The following is a 13,933-nucleotide window of genomic DNA, read 5'->3' on the forward strand; positions in this document are numbered from 1 at the left end:
TATATGGAATGGAAATTAAAAAAATATGAGGAATTAACTGTAGATGAATTGTATGAGATATTATGTGCTAGGGTAGAAGTATTTGTAGTAGAACAAAAGTGCCCATATCAAGATTTAGATTTTAAAGATAAAAATTCATATCATTTATTTGCTAAAGAAAATGGTAAGATTGCAGCTTATGTAAGAATTTTAAACAAAGGAATATCTTTTGAAGAAGCTTCTATCGGTAGAGTACTAACAAGCAAAGAATATAGAGGTAAGGGTCTAGCAAAAGAAATGATGCTAAAAGCTATAGAGTATATAGAAAATGAGCTAAATGAAAGAGAAATAAAAATATCAGCTCAAGCATATTTAATAGAGTTTTATAAGAGCTTAGGATTTAAAGAGGTATCGGATATATATTTAGAAGATGATATCCCTCATCTTGATATGCTATATAGAAAGTAAATTATTTAAGGATATATATAAATTTAAAATCTTTTCTAGATTAAGAAATAAAATTTATATATATCCTTATTATTTTGTTATTTAATATTTTATTCTAAGTCATTATGACTTAAAGGAGTACCCCTTTTCATATCTTTATTTACTTTTTTGCCTATCACATTATAGTAGTATTTAGGGTGCATGCCGTAACCAGGTCTTATAGATCTTAAGTTATCTTCTTTTAGCACTTCACCTTTTTTTATATCTTTAACTATAAATAAAGATCTAGAAAACTTAATATGTTTTTTTAAGTCATCTTCATTATTGTATGAAATTTTACCTATACATTTTTCAACTTTTCTTATAGAATCAACCATTTGTTTAAATTGATTTTTATCTAGTGAAAATGAAGAATCAGGACCACCTATACTTCTATCTATTATAAAGTGTTTTTCTATTATTTTAGCACCAAGAGCAACAGCAGTTATAGGAACTTCTATATCAACACTATGGTCAGACAATCCAACTATTGTATGAAAAGTGTTTCGCATATTAGGGATGGTATCCAAGTTAGAATCTTCTAACTTTGCTGGATAAGATGATGTACATTTTAATAAAGCAATATTCATGTTATCCATTTTTTTACATGAGCTTAAAGCTTCATATATATCATTTTTAGTAGCTACGCCAGTAGACAATATAATAGGCTTATTTTTAGATGCAATGTATTCTATAAGTGGAATATCTCTAATTTCGAAAGAAGCTATCTTATATGCTGGAACGTTTAAGGATTCTAAAAAGTCTACTGATGATTTATCAAATGGAGTTGAAAATAATGTGATACCTATTTTATTTGCATAATCAAATAGTTCTTCTTGCCATTCCCAAGGAGTATATGCATTTTGATACAATTTATATAATGTAGTCCCATCCCATATGCTACCTTGATTTAACCTAAAGTAATCATTACCACAATCAATGGTTAAAGTATCGGGTGTATAAGTTTGAATTTTAACGGCATTGGCTCCACATTCTTTTAAAGTTTTGATGCTTTGTTTTGCTATATCTATATCACCACCATGATTTGCTGATAGTTCACCTATTATGTAGCAAGGTGAATCATTAGATATTTTAAAATCATCTATAATCATAAATACACATCCTTAAGATTTATTATTCGAATTCATAATCTGTTACAATTAGCATTGCATCTTTTAGTTTTATAAGTGAATTTGAGTTATTAAAGACAACTGTTCCTATATCTAAACTTTCATACTGAGGTGAAATGTTATAATCTAATCTAGCTCTCCAAATAATTATTTTCTTGTTGTTATTATATAAAAATGCTCCTGGATATGGTTTTGAAATTGCTTTTATAAAATTTATAATATCTTTTGAAGGCTTAGAAAAGTCAATTTTACCATCGTCTTTAGTTCTTTTATTTACGTAAAATCCTTTTGATAAATCAGGTTTTATTAAGTTTATATTGTTATTTTTTAAAGATTGTATAGCGTTTAATACTATTTTAGGATAAGTATTTTTAACTTTATTTAATAAATCAGATATATAGTCATCTTCATCTATTTTTATTTTTTCTTGTAATATTATATCCCCTGTATCTATACCTTCATCTATAAAATGAACTGTAACCCCGCTATATTGTTCACCATTAATCATAGCCCAGTTTAAAGGGGCACGCCCTCTATACTTAGGTAGTAAAGATGCATGTGTGTTTATACAACCTATAGTTGGTAAATTTATAATATCTTTTTTAAGTATCTGATCAAAATTAACACAAACTATTAAGTCCAAGTTTAAAGATTTTATTTTATTTAAAAAATTTTGGTCGTTGATGTTTTTTTCTTCGTAAAGATTTAAATTAAATTTATATGCAACTTCATCAACTCCACGATACCAATCATTATCATTTTTAGATACAACTACACCAACTACATTTATATTATTATTAATTAAATGTTCTAGTGTTTTTGCACCCAACTCATGTCCACCCATAAACAATATGTTCATAAAAAACTCCTTATTTAAATAATTTTTTTATTTCGTGAACTACATTTTTTACTCCAGTTTTACATACTAAACCCTTACAGTTATCGCTTATACTTTTCCTAAATTCACAGTTGTTTGCTAGTTTAGTAAAGATTTCATTAAATTTGTGCTCAGTAAGTTCATCAAACCAACCTCCATAAACACAAGTATTAATGTTTGATAACTCCTCACATATAAGCTCTTGATTGTCAGTTTGTATGATTAAGATTGAAGGAATTGAAAGTGATAAAAGCTCATAAGCAGTGCTACCTGAAGCAGATATAGCTATATCATTTTTAAGCATTATAGACTTCATATTATCTGGATTAAATATTAAGTTTATATTAGATTTAGAATTTGCCAAAGCTTTAAGTTTATTTAGATTATTAAATTTTTCATTTACAACTACATTGAAGTTTATATCATTAAACTCATCTAGATATTTTAAAATTGTATAAGTATAGTTATTTACATCGGTTCCACCCATAGTAATTAAAACATTTTTACACGTTTTATTTATAGATATATAATCATTTTCTTGAAATTCTTTTCTAAATAAACAATAGGTACATCCAAGCAAATATTTTGTGTATTTATCAAATTTATAGTTTAGTTTTTTTGCATAGATATTATAGTTAATAACTATGTCACTTATATAATCATATAAGTTAGTATCATCTATTGATACTAAATATTTAACTGTATTTTTCATTTCTTTAAAATAAAAATCATTGAGATTATAAGAGTCTGTTATTAATAAATCTATGTTTAAATCTTTAATTATTTTTTTAGTTTCTTTTATTTCTAAATTCAAATCTTTAGATATTAAAGTATTAAATTCAAGTCCGTGTTTGTTTAAAAAATCTATTATATAAGTATCATCATCAATTAAGAATAAAACTTTAAAATTATTAAAAATTAGTTCTTGAGCTAATGATATACATCTTGCAACATGGCCTAATCCTTGATTTTTATTTCCACCAGCTCGAATAGCTACATAGTTCAAATAAATCACCTCTATAAGTTAATATATTGAGAACTATTTTTTCATATGATTAATAGTATAAATGTTAAAAGAAATTTTATTTATTTGAACACTAAAATTGTTTATAGGCATATTGTAAAACATAGTTAAATTTGCTTTAAGGAGGAGTTTATGTTAGAAAATAAAAGTATTTTAGTTACAGGGGGAACAGGTTCATTTGGAAAAAAGTTTGTAGAAAGAGTTTTAACTAACTATGATATAAAAAAAATAATTATATATTCAAGAGATGAGTACAAACAAGATGTGCTTAAGAAATATCTACTTAACAAATACCCAGAAAAAATTTCAAAAGTAAGATTTTTCATTGGAGATGTTAGAGACAAAGATAGGATAAAAAGAGCCACAAAAGATGTTGATTATATAGTCCATGCAGCTGCTATGAAGCAAGTTCCATCATGTGAATACAATCCTTTTGAAGCAATAAAAACTAATATATATGGGGCTCAAAATATAATAGATGCAGCAATTGATAATAATGTGCGTAAAGTTATTGCATTATCAACAGATAAAGCGGTCAATCCAATAAATTTATATGGAGGGACTAAATTAGTTTCAGATAAACTTTTTATATCTGCAAATGCATATTCAGGTCAATGTATAACAAGGTTTTCAGTTGTAAGATATGGTAATGTAGCGGGAAGTAGGGGGTCAATAATACCATTTTTTAAAAATATAATAGAGCAAAATAAAAAAGAAATTCCTATAACTGATGAAAGAATGACAAGATTTTTTATATCTTTAGATGAAGGTGTTAACTTAGTTTTAAAAGCTTTAAAAGAAAGTAAGGGTGGAGAAACATATATATCTAAAATACCTTCGTTTAAGGTTACAGATATTGCTAGAGCAATGATGGATGATTGCAAATTTAAATTTATAGGTATTAGAGAGGGAGAGAAGCTTCATGAAGTAATGATAACTAAGGATGATTCGAGAAATACATATGAATATGATAAACACTATATAATATATCCTAATTTTGAGTGGTGGAATTTTGAAAAACACTTTACACCGGGAGGTAAGTTAATCGAAGACGGGTTTGAATATAATTCAGGAAATAATATCGATTGGTTAAATATAGATCAATTAAGAGAAAGATTAAATGATTTAAATCTATATACAAAAGATGAATTTGAAAAATTTAACCATAAGGAGGAGTAATAATGATTGCAATTAACGGGGGAGAGCCTACTAGAAAAAACTATCTTCAATATGGAAGACAATATATAGATGATGAAGATATTATGAGCGTTATACAAGCTTTAAAAAGCGATTTTTTAACAACAGGACCATTAGTTGAAGAATTTGAAAGAAAGTTTGCAGACTATGTAGGGGCTAAATATGCAGTAGCTGTATCAAATGGAACAGCAGCACTTCACATTGCTTGTTTAGCTGCAGGATTACAAAAAGGTGATGAAGGAATAACGACTCCAATTACCTTTGCTGCATCATCGAATTGTATGCTTTACTGTAAAGCAAAACCAGTTTTTTGTGATATAAATTTAGATGATTATAATATAGATGAAAATAAAATTAAATCATATATAAATGAGAAAACAAAAGTTATATTGCCTGTAGATTTTACTGGGCAGTGTTGTAATATAGGAAAAATAATGGAGATTGCTAAAGAAAATAATTTAATTGTAATTCAAGATGCATCACATTCTTTAGGAACCAAATATCTAGATAAACAAATTGGTTCAATTGCAGATATGACAACATTTAGTTTGCATCCTGTAAAGACTATAACATCAGGTGAAGGTGGAGTAGTAACTACTAACTCATTAGCTTTATATGAAAAGTTAAAGTTATATAAAACACATGGAATAACAAAAAGCAAAGGAAATTTGAGAAATAAGGAACATCCAGAGTGGTATTATGAACAAATTTACTTAGGATACAATTATAGAATTACGGATTTACAAAGTGCATTGGGAATTAGTCAATTAAATAAAATCGAAAAGTTTATAACAAAAAGAAAGCTATTAGTAAATACTTATAATGAATTATTAAAAGATATAGATGGAGTTATACTTCAAAAAGAAGAAGCTTATAGCGACACAAGTAGGCACTTATACATTATAAGATTAGATTTAAATAAGTTTAAAGCAACTCGAGATGATATATACAATGCGTTAATAGCTGAAAATATAGGTGTAAATATTCACTATATACCTGTTTATAAACATCCGTATTACAAAGAGATAGGATATGAAGATATAATATGTGAAAATGCTGAGACTTTTTATAATTCTAGCATAACACTACCATTACATGTAAATATGAATGAAAGTGATATAAATGATGTAGTAAATGCATTAAATAGTGTGTTGGATTATTATAAGAGGTGAAAAAATGAATATTGTTGCTATAGTTCAAGCGAGACTTGGATCAAGTAGGTTGCCTGGAAAAGTTATGAAAAAGATATGTAAAAAAACAGTACTAGAACATGTTTATGAAAGACTTAAAATAAGTGAATATTTAAATGATATAGTAATAGCAACTACTAATAAAGATGAAGATAAAAAAATAATAGGTCTATGCGAAGAATTAGGGATTAATTACTTTATAGGTAGCGAGGATGATGTTTTAAGCAGGTACTACAATTGTGCTAAAAAATACAATGTAGATATAGTTGTTAGAATCACTTCCGATTGTCCTCTTATAGATAGCAAGGTTTTAGATGAAATGCTAAGTTTTTATACCAACAATAAATATGATTTGGTAACAAATGCAGGAGATGAAATTTATAGAACTTACCCAAGGGGATTAGATATAGAAATATTTTCTTTTAATTTACTTAAGATAACACATCTAAATGCAAATCAAAATTATGAAAAAGAACATGTAACTCCATATATGTATGAAAATGGATTTAACATATATTATTATAAGAATGATAAAAATTACTCTAAATATAGATTAACATTAGATACAAAAGAAGACTTTGAATTAATAAATAAAATTTACTATGAACTTTATGATAATAAACATGATTTTTTCTTAGAAGATATTATAAAAGTTTTAGAAAATAATCCAAAACTAGAACTAATCAATAAGGACATTAAGCAAAAGAAATTAAAAGATTAAAATTAAAAGATGGTGATATTATGAGTAAAGCATATCAAACTATAAATGTACAAATGGATGGGAAAAAATTAGCAAAATGTAAAAATGCAAATATGAGCTTTAAATTTAAGGAAAGTGACAGGTTTTTAGTTAAAGGACATGTAGAAACAGCTGAAGGAAGATGCCTTAAAAATGCAGGAGTGGAGGTAATTAGAACAAATCTTAGAAATCAAGAGAAAGATATACTAGGGGTTGTATTTACAGATGAAGATGGAAACTATAGTGTTTCATTACAAGTGTATAAATGCTATGGATATGTATTTAAGGTATACTCTCCTGTGAATTAAGCTAGGGAGTGACAATATGAAAAGAAAGTTTATAAGAAATTTAATCAAGGGATATGTAAAGTATAGTGATTGGGAAATAGTAGACAACGCTGTAGTTATAATATATATAAGGTATCAAAATGAATATAACAAATGGATAAAAGAAGAAGTTGGATATACAGTAACCAATGAATTTGGAGAATTTTGCTTTGCGCTAAATCAGTATAACTATAAAAATTTAGAATATATAATCGAAGTTTTCGAGCCATTGAACTAAAAGGATGTTTAGATTAAAGTAGCAAATTAAAACTACTAGTCATATATATATTAGAGAGATTCAGGTCTCTTTATAAAAGGTAAACTAAAAAATATATCAGAGGAGTGCAATTATATATGGCGCAAACAACGACTTATAGACCCGGTACAAAGAAAATGACAGCTGCATCAACATTATCAAATAATGGAAAGTCAGCTCAGATATCAACACTTACTTTAACTAAGTGGAATAGACTTATAGCATTTAATAAATTAGTAAATCCTAGTGGGACTCCATTAGCTGATGCAGGTGTAAGAATTTATCAACTAGCTTCAACAGGGGTAAGTTTATTGTCTAGTAACTTAATAGCTACAGTGTTTACAGATGCACAAGGTGAATATGGTATATCTCTAGATACATTAACATCTCCAGCAGTTTATGCATTTGAAGCATTCACAGCAGGAAACTAATAAATAAAAATAAGCTAAGGCTTTTAGCCTTAGCTTTAAATTAAAATCTAGGAGGATTATATAATGAGTGAAAAAATAATAATAGATGGAAAAGAGTATAACAAATTAGATATAGTTAAAATAAAGGTTGATGATGAAGAAAAAGAAAAAAATCAAATAACAGCAGAGGATACAAATGGCAAAGAAAGTATACAAATTAAAATAGTAGTTGATGACAAAAAATAAATGGAGAGTTTAAGTTCCTCTAAAATTGTTATAGATAATAATTGCATAGTTAGCAATGAAATAATAAATTTAAATATATTCTTGAAAAAGAATGATTATAATCTTATAGAAGGAACTGTATATAACCCAGATAAACATATTATAAGAAATGCTTGTATAGAAATAATTGAAATAGATAAACGTACACGTGAAGAAATTTTATTAGGTTATTGTTTTACTAATGAATATGGTAGGTATGGATATACATTAAATATAAAAGAGAACTGTTATTATGTATTTAATGTATATAGTCCTTTATAAGATTAATTCAAAGTGGGGGTAATTTTGAAGAGTGAACAATTAGAGTTAAAAGAAAATTTAAAGGATATAAGGTTTGATGAAACGATTATAATGTTTGGATTTAATAAAGGCGACTATTTAGAATGTTTAAAAGAAAGTATTTGTGAAAAAAATAAGGTTTATATAATAGATCCAAGTGATAATGAATATGAACAATATAAATATAAAATAAATGATAAAAATATTAGTATAATATCTATGAGTGATGAAAACATAGATTTTATCTTAAGTGAAATAATAAATAGTAAAAATTTCTTTAATTTTAATGTTCAAATATATGAAAACTATGATGTTTTATATGAAGAAGAATGGATTAAATTAAAAAAAATAATAGATAGTTTATACGATAAATATAGTGTGTATTTATCTACAATGGAAACATTTAAAAAAATAACATTAGAAAATATATTATCAAATTTAAATGAGATAAATAATTCATGTAAGTTTGATTCATATATTAATGTAAACAAAGATGTTCCATGCATAGTAGTTTCAGCTGGACCTTCTTTAGATAAGAATTTAAAAGTTATGATTGAAAATAAAGATAAACTGGATAAGTTTTTTATAATAGCTGGAAATAGAACTTTAAATCCACTATTAGAAAATGGTATAAAGCCAGATGCTGTTATATCAGTAGATCCACAGGATATAACTTATGATATGATGAAAGATAGCTTTTATGAAAAAGTACCTCTGATATACTGTGAAAAAAGTAATTGTAAGCTAGTAAGAGAATACGAAGGTAAAAAAATAATTGTATCACAAGGAGCATTAAATAGTATAAAAAGTTTAAACGACATGATTGTATGTATGAGTGGAGGATCTGTAGCACATACTTGTACGGATATTGCATTTTTATTAGGATGTAATCCTATAATTTTTGTAGGTCAAGATTTTGCATACACAAATGAAAAAAACCATGCATTAGTTGCAAAAAATAAAATAGATAGTGACTTTAATAAAGAAGAATGTACAATCATAAAAGATATAAATGGAGAGGATATATATAGTTGCGACATACTAAATTTATACAAAGAAAATTTAGAGAGCATGTTAAAGCTATACATTCAATTAAACAAAGACATAGAATTTAAAAATGCATCCTATGGAGCAAATATAGATTATGCTAAACATGAGGAGTTAAGTAACATATTAAATTATAATTATAAAGATAAGAAAATAAATATAGATGATGTTGGAGAAAACATAAATATAAATACTGAAGAAATAGTATTTTCTATAAAGAACTATTTAGATCAAACAAAAAACAATATTAAAAAGTCAAAAAATATATGTGAAAATATACTAAAACATCCTAATCAAGATAATATAATGCAATTTGGCTTAGTTTTAAAGTGCATAGATGATTTTATAAAAAATGAAAATAATGTATATATAGAAAACTATATATCAAGCTTTTTAGTATATATAAAAGAAAAACTATTTAATATGAAATCTAGTGACTACGATAAATTGTCAAAAGATATAATTTATCAATGTAAAGTTTTTAGAGATTATATGAATGAGCTAGATTTACTTCTAAGTGAAATATCAGCAGTTGTATCACAATTTTAAATAACTTAATGATCAGTATAAATTTGTTGAAATATAAAATTTATACTGATTTTTTGTTTATATAAACAAAGTAACGGCAATGTAACAATAATTACGAAAATGATATATATTTTAACACACCATTATAAAGCAATTTTTATATGATATATAGGAAGATAAAACTTAAAGGGAGTGAGTATCATAAAAAAATTTGTAGCTTTTATGGTGTGTGTACTTATGGTAGTTGGAAATACTGCATATGTAGCTGCTAACAGCTATAAACCCAATGAAAAAAATACTAAATATATGGTATCTCAAAACACAATTAATAAGATGAAGGTAAATGCTACTTCATTAAATATAAGAAGTGGACCAGGTACAAATTATAAGAAAATAGGAAGCTTAAAAAGAGAAGCTGTTATTGATACTATAGATAAATGTGGAATTTGGTACAAGATAAAATATAAAAACAGTTATGGATGGTGTAGCGGAGATTTTTTATTGCAGGTAAATAGCAATAATGATAATAACAATGCTACATCAAATAGTAACCAAAACTTATCAAAGGGAGATTATATAATAATAAAAACATCTAGTAATACTATGGCTTATTATAAAGATGGTATTTTGGTTAAAGAATTTAATGTAGCTACAGGAAAAAAATCAGCTCCTACTCCAAAGGGGAAATTTAAGATAGTAAATAAAATTGTAAATAGACCTTATTATAAAGATAATATAAAAGGTGGAGATCCTAGAAATCCTTTAGGAAATAGATGGTTAGGGCTTCAAGTAGGTAGCACTTATGGAACTACTTATGCTATACACGGAAATAATAATGAAAGTAGCATAGGTAAGAACGTATCAGCTGGATGTGTTAGAATGCATAATAGTGATATAAAATGGTTATTTGATCAAGTTCCAAATCAAGCTACAGTTATAATAAGTGATTCAAGTCAAAGTTATAAGCAAATCGGATCATCTTACAGTATCAATTTAGAAAAATAGACTAGAGTTAAACTCTAGTCTATTTTTGGTAATTTCTTGGGTTGTTTTTTATTAGCCATATATCTGTTAACGTATATGATGATTACTCCCATTATAGGAACTGATAACATCATTCCGATAAATCCTGTATAATTACCAGCAAGTGTAACAGCTAGTATTGTAAGAACCGGTGGAACTCCAACTTGTTTTCCTACAAAATGAGGTTCTAATATAGCACTTTCTAATTGCTGAACAACTACCATTACAACTAAAACCCAAAGTGCTTTATTAAATGAGAAGAATAGGTTTATAAAAACAGCAACTATAGTACCTATAATTGGGCCAAAGAATGGAATCATATTTGTTATACCAATTATTATTCCGACAAATACGGGATAATGAGATTTTAATAAAACTAAGATTATAGTACAAAATGTTCCGTATATCAAAGAGTCTATAAATTTAGCAATTATATAAGAACCTATATTTTTATCAAGTATTTTACCAAATTCTTTTGCTTTTAAATAGAATTTACCAAATAAACATTCGCATAAGTCATTAACTATTTGAATTGTTTTTTCTTTAGAAATTAAGAAGTAAATAGAAATTACAATTCCTAAGAATATATTTACTGTGTAAGTTACTACTAAGCCTATAAGTTCTAGTAATGTTTGGCTAAGAACTCCTGCAATTGATGTCATCGTAGGGATTATGGAATTTGTAATAAACTCTTTTATTTGTAGTGTAGACTCAGGGTTTTTAGTACTTATTTTAAATGTTGAAAGTATTGAATTTATTAAATCCTCGATTTCATTTATATTATGAGGCATAAATGAATATAAATCAGTTATATTTTTTTGTATAATTGGAACAACATATAGCCATATGAATACTAAACAAGCTAGTAGTATTCCGTATATTATAGCTACACTAATACCTCTATTTAGCTTAAACTTATTTTGTAAAAAAGTCATAGGCTTATTAAGTATATAAGCGATTAAGAAACCTATTATAAAAGGAGTTAACACACCTGAGATTATTGTAATATTAGTTTTTGTAAATGTTATAATGTGATCAAAATTTTTGTAAAGTATAACTCCTATAAAAAATACTACAATAGGAATTATATACCGTACCGAATTTGAAATTTCGTCAAGTATTTTTTTCATATGTCCCCCTAAAAATAAATTTTGAAAATTAATATTCTATGTAGTATAACATTTTTTTTATTAACTTTAAACCATAAAAATATAACAAAAGTTTAAATATATTTTTATTTATTTGAAAGCTATAGGTCAGTTATAGTAAAATTAAGAAGTAATATAAACAATTATGATAAGGGTTGATGATATTGAATAGTACTTTAAATAAAAGGCAAAGTAAAATTATTGATATATTAAAAAATAGTAAACAACCTATAAGTAGTAAGGCATTAGCAGAAGATATAGGTTGCTCGACAAAGACAATTCAAGTAGAAGTAAAAAATATAAACTCTATAATGGATAGTGTGAAAATAGAATCTGCAAGAGGAGTAGGATATAACTTAGTCGGAGATATAAGTAGTTTAAAGGATATAAAAGATGAATCTATAAAAGATGATTTTGATAGAGTTAGTTATATACTTAAGAAAATAATTTTATTATATAATGGCGATACATTAAAAATTGAAAATTTAGCGGATGAAATGTATGTTAGTCTATCAACTATAAAAAATGACTTAAAAGAAGTTAAAAAAATTCTTGAAATGTATAATTTAAAAGTAATATCAAAGCATAAATTAGGTATTGGAATTGATGGAGATAAAAATAACCTAATTAGATGTGTAATAGAAAGCAGCTTAAAGTATGAAGATATAAATATTGAAGATTTTTTTAGTGAATTTGTAACTCTAAATATGATATCAATCCGAAATGAAATTTTAAATAAGCTTGAAAATGAAAATATTATTTTTACTGATTATGAGTTTAATAACATGTTTAATTACATACTTTTGTATTTATCTTTAGAAAACAAGATTGATTATAACGATTATATAGATAAATATATAATTAATTATAAAGAAAAGGTACAAAATAAAAATACTGAAAGTACAAAAAATAAGGTGCTAGATTCTATAGATAAGTTTATTGCAAACTTAAAACTTGCAACATCTATTGATTTAAGCGACGATGACGTTTTTAAGGATTATCTATGCAAACATATAATTAACTTTTGTATAAAAAATGATTTGAATATAAACAATCAAAGTATTATATCTAATGATATTAAACTTAAGTATCCATTTGCATTTGAATTAGCTAATATAGCTAAAACTACATTAGAAGAAGATCTAAATATAGATATAAATGAAAATGAAGTAGCAAACATTGCTATTCATATAGGAGGAGCACTTCAAAGAAGTTCAAGTAATGAAAATCATAAAGTTTTGAAAACTATAATAGTATGTGCATCAGGTATAGGCACATCAATGCTTATAAAGGCTAAATTAGAAGCAAAGTTTGAAAAACGACTTGAAGTTTTAAAAGTTATTCCATCATATTTAATAGATTATGTAGGTGTGATGGATGTAGATTTTATAATAGCTACAGTTCCTGTTCAAATTAAAAATATTCCAGTAATTAAAATATCACCTTTTTTAGATGATAAAGAAGTAAATATAATTGAAAAGTTCTTAGATACTGGAAATATATATTACAATGTTAATTTATCAGATATATTTAGTGAAGATTTATTTTTTATAGATTTAGACTTTGATAATAAGTATGATGTAATAAGTTATATGTCAGATAGGTTATTAGAAAATAATTATATAGATGAAGAAATGAAAAACTCTTATATAGAAAGAGAAAAAATTGCTACTACAGAAATCGGAAATATGGTAGCCATACCTCATGGAGCTCATGGTAAAGTTTTTAAAAATTCTATAGCTATAGGTATTTTAAAAAATAACATACATTGGGAAGTTGGACAAGTAAGGCTTGTTGTAATGTTATCTCTTCAAAAAGAAAGTATTTTAAACTATGAAGATTTATTTTCTAATATATATAAGAGAATAGATTCTATTGCCAAGGTAATAAGTATATGTGAATCTAAGAAGTATGAAAAGTTTATAGCTATGTTTAAATAAAACTAAATATATTTATTTCGACAAATTTCTCTTTTGATTAAGAGAAATTTTTTGTCTTTTAGGAAAATG

The 13,933-nt window shown here is 25.7% G+C and carries 16 protein-coding genes; 12 read left to right on the plus strand and 4 right to left on the minus strand.

Annotated elements, in window-relative coordinates:
- The first annotated feature begins 3 nt into the window (after positions 1–3).
- The gene (locus tag ACN6I1_RS04535; RefSeq protein WP_419742881.1) at positions 4–447 is read left to right on the plus strand and encodes a GNAT family N-acetyltransferase; all 444 of its coding nucleotides are present in this window, start codon (positions 4–6) and stop codon (positions 445–447) included.
- A gap of 89 nt (positions 448–536) precedes the next feature.
- On the opposite strand, the gene pseI is transcribed toward ACN6I1_RS04535, so the two are convergent.
- Genes pseI through pseG form a run of 3 tightly spaced genes read right to left on the minus strand, consistent with a single transcriptional unit; the run spans position 537 to position 3,478 of the window.
- Complete coding sequence (gene pseI / locus ACN6I1_RS04540) at positions 537–1,577, minus strand: pseudaminic acid synthase (RefSeq protein WP_419742882.1); 1,041 nt, start codon at positions 1,575–1,577, stop codon at positions 537–539.
- A gap of 22 nt (positions 1,578–1,599) precedes the next feature.
- A complete protein-coding gene (locus ACN6I1_RS04545; RefSeq protein WP_419742883.1) occupies positions 1,600–2,454 on the minus strand; it encodes a methionyl-tRNA formyltransferase in 855 nt (284 codons plus the stop codon).
- A 10-nt stretch (positions 2,455–2,464) separates the two neighbouring features.
- Positions 2,465–3,478, minus strand: a complete 1,014-nt coding sequence (gene pseG / locus ACN6I1_RS04550) for a UDP-2,4-diacetamido-2,4,6-trideoxy-beta-L-altropyranose hydrolase (protein WP_419742884.1) — start codon at positions 3,476–3,478, stop codon at positions 2,465–2,467.
- 150 nt (positions 3,479–3,628) lie between these two features.
- Between pseG and pseB the strand changes: the two genes are divergently transcribed.
- The 10 genes from pseB (at position 3,629) to ACN6I1_RS04600 (ending at position 10,758) form a co-directional block, all read left to right on the plus strand.
- Complete coding sequence (pseB, locus tag ACN6I1_RS04555; protein ID WP_419742885.1) at positions 3,629–4,675, plus strand: UDP-N-acetylglucosamine 4,6-dehydratase (inverting); 1,047 nt, start codon at positions 3,629–3,631, stop codon at positions 4,673–4,675.
- A 2-nt stretch (positions 4,676–4,677) separates the two neighbouring features.
- The gene (gene pseC, locus ACN6I1_RS04560; protein WP_419742886.1) at positions 4,678–5,865 is read left to right on the plus strand and encodes a UDP-4-amino-4,6-dideoxy-N-acetyl-beta-L-altrosamine transaminase; all 1,188 of its coding nucleotides are present in this window, start codon (positions 4,678–4,680) and stop codon (positions 5,863–5,865) included.
- A 4-nt stretch (positions 5,866–5,869) separates the two neighbouring features.
- On the plus strand, positions 5,870–6,604 hold the full coding sequence (locus tag ACN6I1_RS04565; RefSeq protein WP_419742887.1) for a cytidylyltransferase domain-containing protein: 735 nt from the start codon (positions 5,870–5,872) through the stop codon (positions 6,602–6,604).
- A 20-nt stretch (positions 6,605–6,624) separates the two neighbouring features.
- Complete coding sequence (locus ACN6I1_RS04570; RefSeq protein WP_419742888.1) at positions 6,625–6,930, plus strand: hypothetical protein; 306 nt, start codon at positions 6,625–6,627, stop codon at positions 6,928–6,930.
- 16 nt (positions 6,931–6,946) lie between these two features.
- The gene (locus ACN6I1_RS04575) at positions 6,947–7,186 is read left to right on the plus strand and encodes a hypothetical protein (protein WP_419742889.1); all 240 of its coding nucleotides are present in this window, start codon (positions 6,947–6,949) and stop codon (positions 7,184–7,186) included.
- Between the two features lie 116 nt (positions 7,187–7,302).
- Positions 7,303–7,635, plus strand: coding sequence for a hypothetical protein (locus ACN6I1_RS04580; RefSeq protein ID WP_419742890.1), 333 nt, complete (start codon positions 7,303–7,305; stop codon positions 7,633–7,635).
- A gap of 63 nt (positions 7,636–7,698) precedes the next feature.
- Positions 7,699–7,860 carry a hypothetical protein gene (locus ACN6I1_RS04585; protein ID WP_160165079.1) on the plus strand — a complete coding sequence of 54 codons (162 nt, stop codon included), beginning with the start codon at positions 7,699–7,701 and terminating at the stop codon, positions 7,858–7,860.
- Positions 7,861–8,160 (plus strand): hypothetical protein, encoded by a 300-nt coding sequence (locus ACN6I1_RS04590; RefSeq protein WP_419742891.1) that lies wholly within the window; start codon positions 7,861–7,863, stop codon positions 8,158–8,160.
- Positions 8,161–8,184: 24 nt separating this feature from the next.
- Entirely contained in the window at positions 8,185–9,774 is a 1,590-nt protein-coding gene (locus tag ACN6I1_RS04595; RefSeq protein WP_419742892.1) for a motility associated factor glycosyltransferase family protein, read from the plus strand.
- Between the two features lie 171 nt (positions 9,775–9,945).
- Positions 9,946–10,758: a L,D-transpeptidase family protein gene (locus ACN6I1_RS04600; protein WP_419742893.1), complete on the plus strand. Its 813-nt coding sequence runs from the start codon at positions 9,946–9,948 to the stop codon at positions 10,756–10,758.
- Between the two features lie 14 nt (positions 10,759–10,772).
- Here ACN6I1_RS04600 and ACN6I1_RS04605 read toward each other — a convergent pair whose 3' ends face one another.
- Complete coding sequence (locus ACN6I1_RS04605) at positions 10,773–11,906, minus strand: AI-2E family transporter (protein ID WP_419742894.1); 1,134 nt, start codon at positions 11,904–11,906, stop codon at positions 10,773–10,775.
- 176 nt (positions 11,907–12,082) lie between these two features.
- On the opposite strand from ACN6I1_RS04605, the gene ACN6I1_RS04610 reads away from it, so the two are divergent.
- A complete protein-coding gene (locus ACN6I1_RS04610) occupies positions 12,083–13,864 on the plus strand; it encodes a BglG family transcription antiterminator (RefSeq protein WP_419742895.1) in 1,782 nt (593 codons plus the stop codon).
- Positions 13,865–13,933: the final 69 nt, after the last annotated feature.

The organism is Paraclostridium dentum (assembly GCF_048568265.1).
Taxonomy (GTDB): Bacteria; Bacillota; Clostridia; order Peptostreptococcales; family Peptostreptococcaceae; genus Paraclostridium; species Paraclostridium dentum.

What these genes read in the sequence shown, in the direction of transcription:
- ACN6I1_RS04580 (WP_419742890.1), top strand. Translation starts at nt 7,303, where the DNA reads ATGGCGCAAACAACGACTTATAGACCCGGTACAAAGAAAATGACAGCT.
- pseC (WP_419742886.1), top strand. Translation starts at nt 4,678, where the DNA reads ATGATTGCAATTAACGGGGGAGAGCCTACTAGAAAAAACTATCTTCAA.
- ACN6I1_RS04585 (WP_160165079.1), top strand. Translation starts at nt 7,699, where the DNA reads ATGAGTGAAAAAATAATAATAGATGGAAAAGAGTATAACAAATTAGAT.
- ACN6I1_RS04565 (WP_419742887.1), top strand. Translation starts at nt 5,870, where the DNA reads ATGAATATTGTTGCTATAGTTCAAGCGAGACTTGGATCAAGTAGGTTG.
- ACN6I1_RS04535 (WP_419742881.1), top strand. Translation starts at nt 4, where the DNA reads ATGGAATGGAAATTAAAAAAATATGAGGAATTAACTGTAGATGAATTG.
- ACN6I1_RS04545 (WP_419742883.1), bottom strand. Translation starts at nt 2,454, where the DNA reads ATGAACATATTGTTTATGGGTGGACATGAGTTGGGTGCAAAAACACTA.
- pseB (WP_419742885.1), top strand. Translation starts at nt 3,629, where the DNA reads ATGTTAGAAAATAAAAGTATTTTAGTTACAGGGGGAACAGGTTCATTT.
- ACN6I1_RS04575 (WP_419742889.1), top strand. Translation starts at nt 6,947, where the DNA reads ATGAAAAGAAAGTTTATAAGAAATTTAATCAAGGGATATGTAAAGTAT.
- ACN6I1_RS04610 (WP_419742895.1), top strand. Translation starts at nt 12,083, where the DNA reads ATGATATTGAATAGTACTTTAAATAAAAGGCAAAGTAAAATTATTGAT.
- ACN6I1_RS04605 (WP_419742894.1), bottom strand. Translation starts at nt 11,906, where the DNA reads ATGAAAAAAATACTTGACGAAATTTCAAATTCGGTACGGTATATAATT.
- pseI (WP_419742882.1), bottom strand. Translation starts at nt 1,577, where the DNA reads ATGATTATAGATGATTTTAAAATATCTAATGATTCACCTTGCTACATA.
- ACN6I1_RS04570 (WP_419742888.1), top strand. Translation starts at nt 6,625, where the DNA reads ATGAGTAAAGCATATCAAACTATAAATGTACAAATGGATGGGAAAAAA.
- ACN6I1_RS04590 (WP_419742891.1), top strand. Translation starts at nt 7,861, where the DNA reads ATGGAGAGTTTAAGTTCCTCTAAAATTGTTATAGATAATAATTGCATA.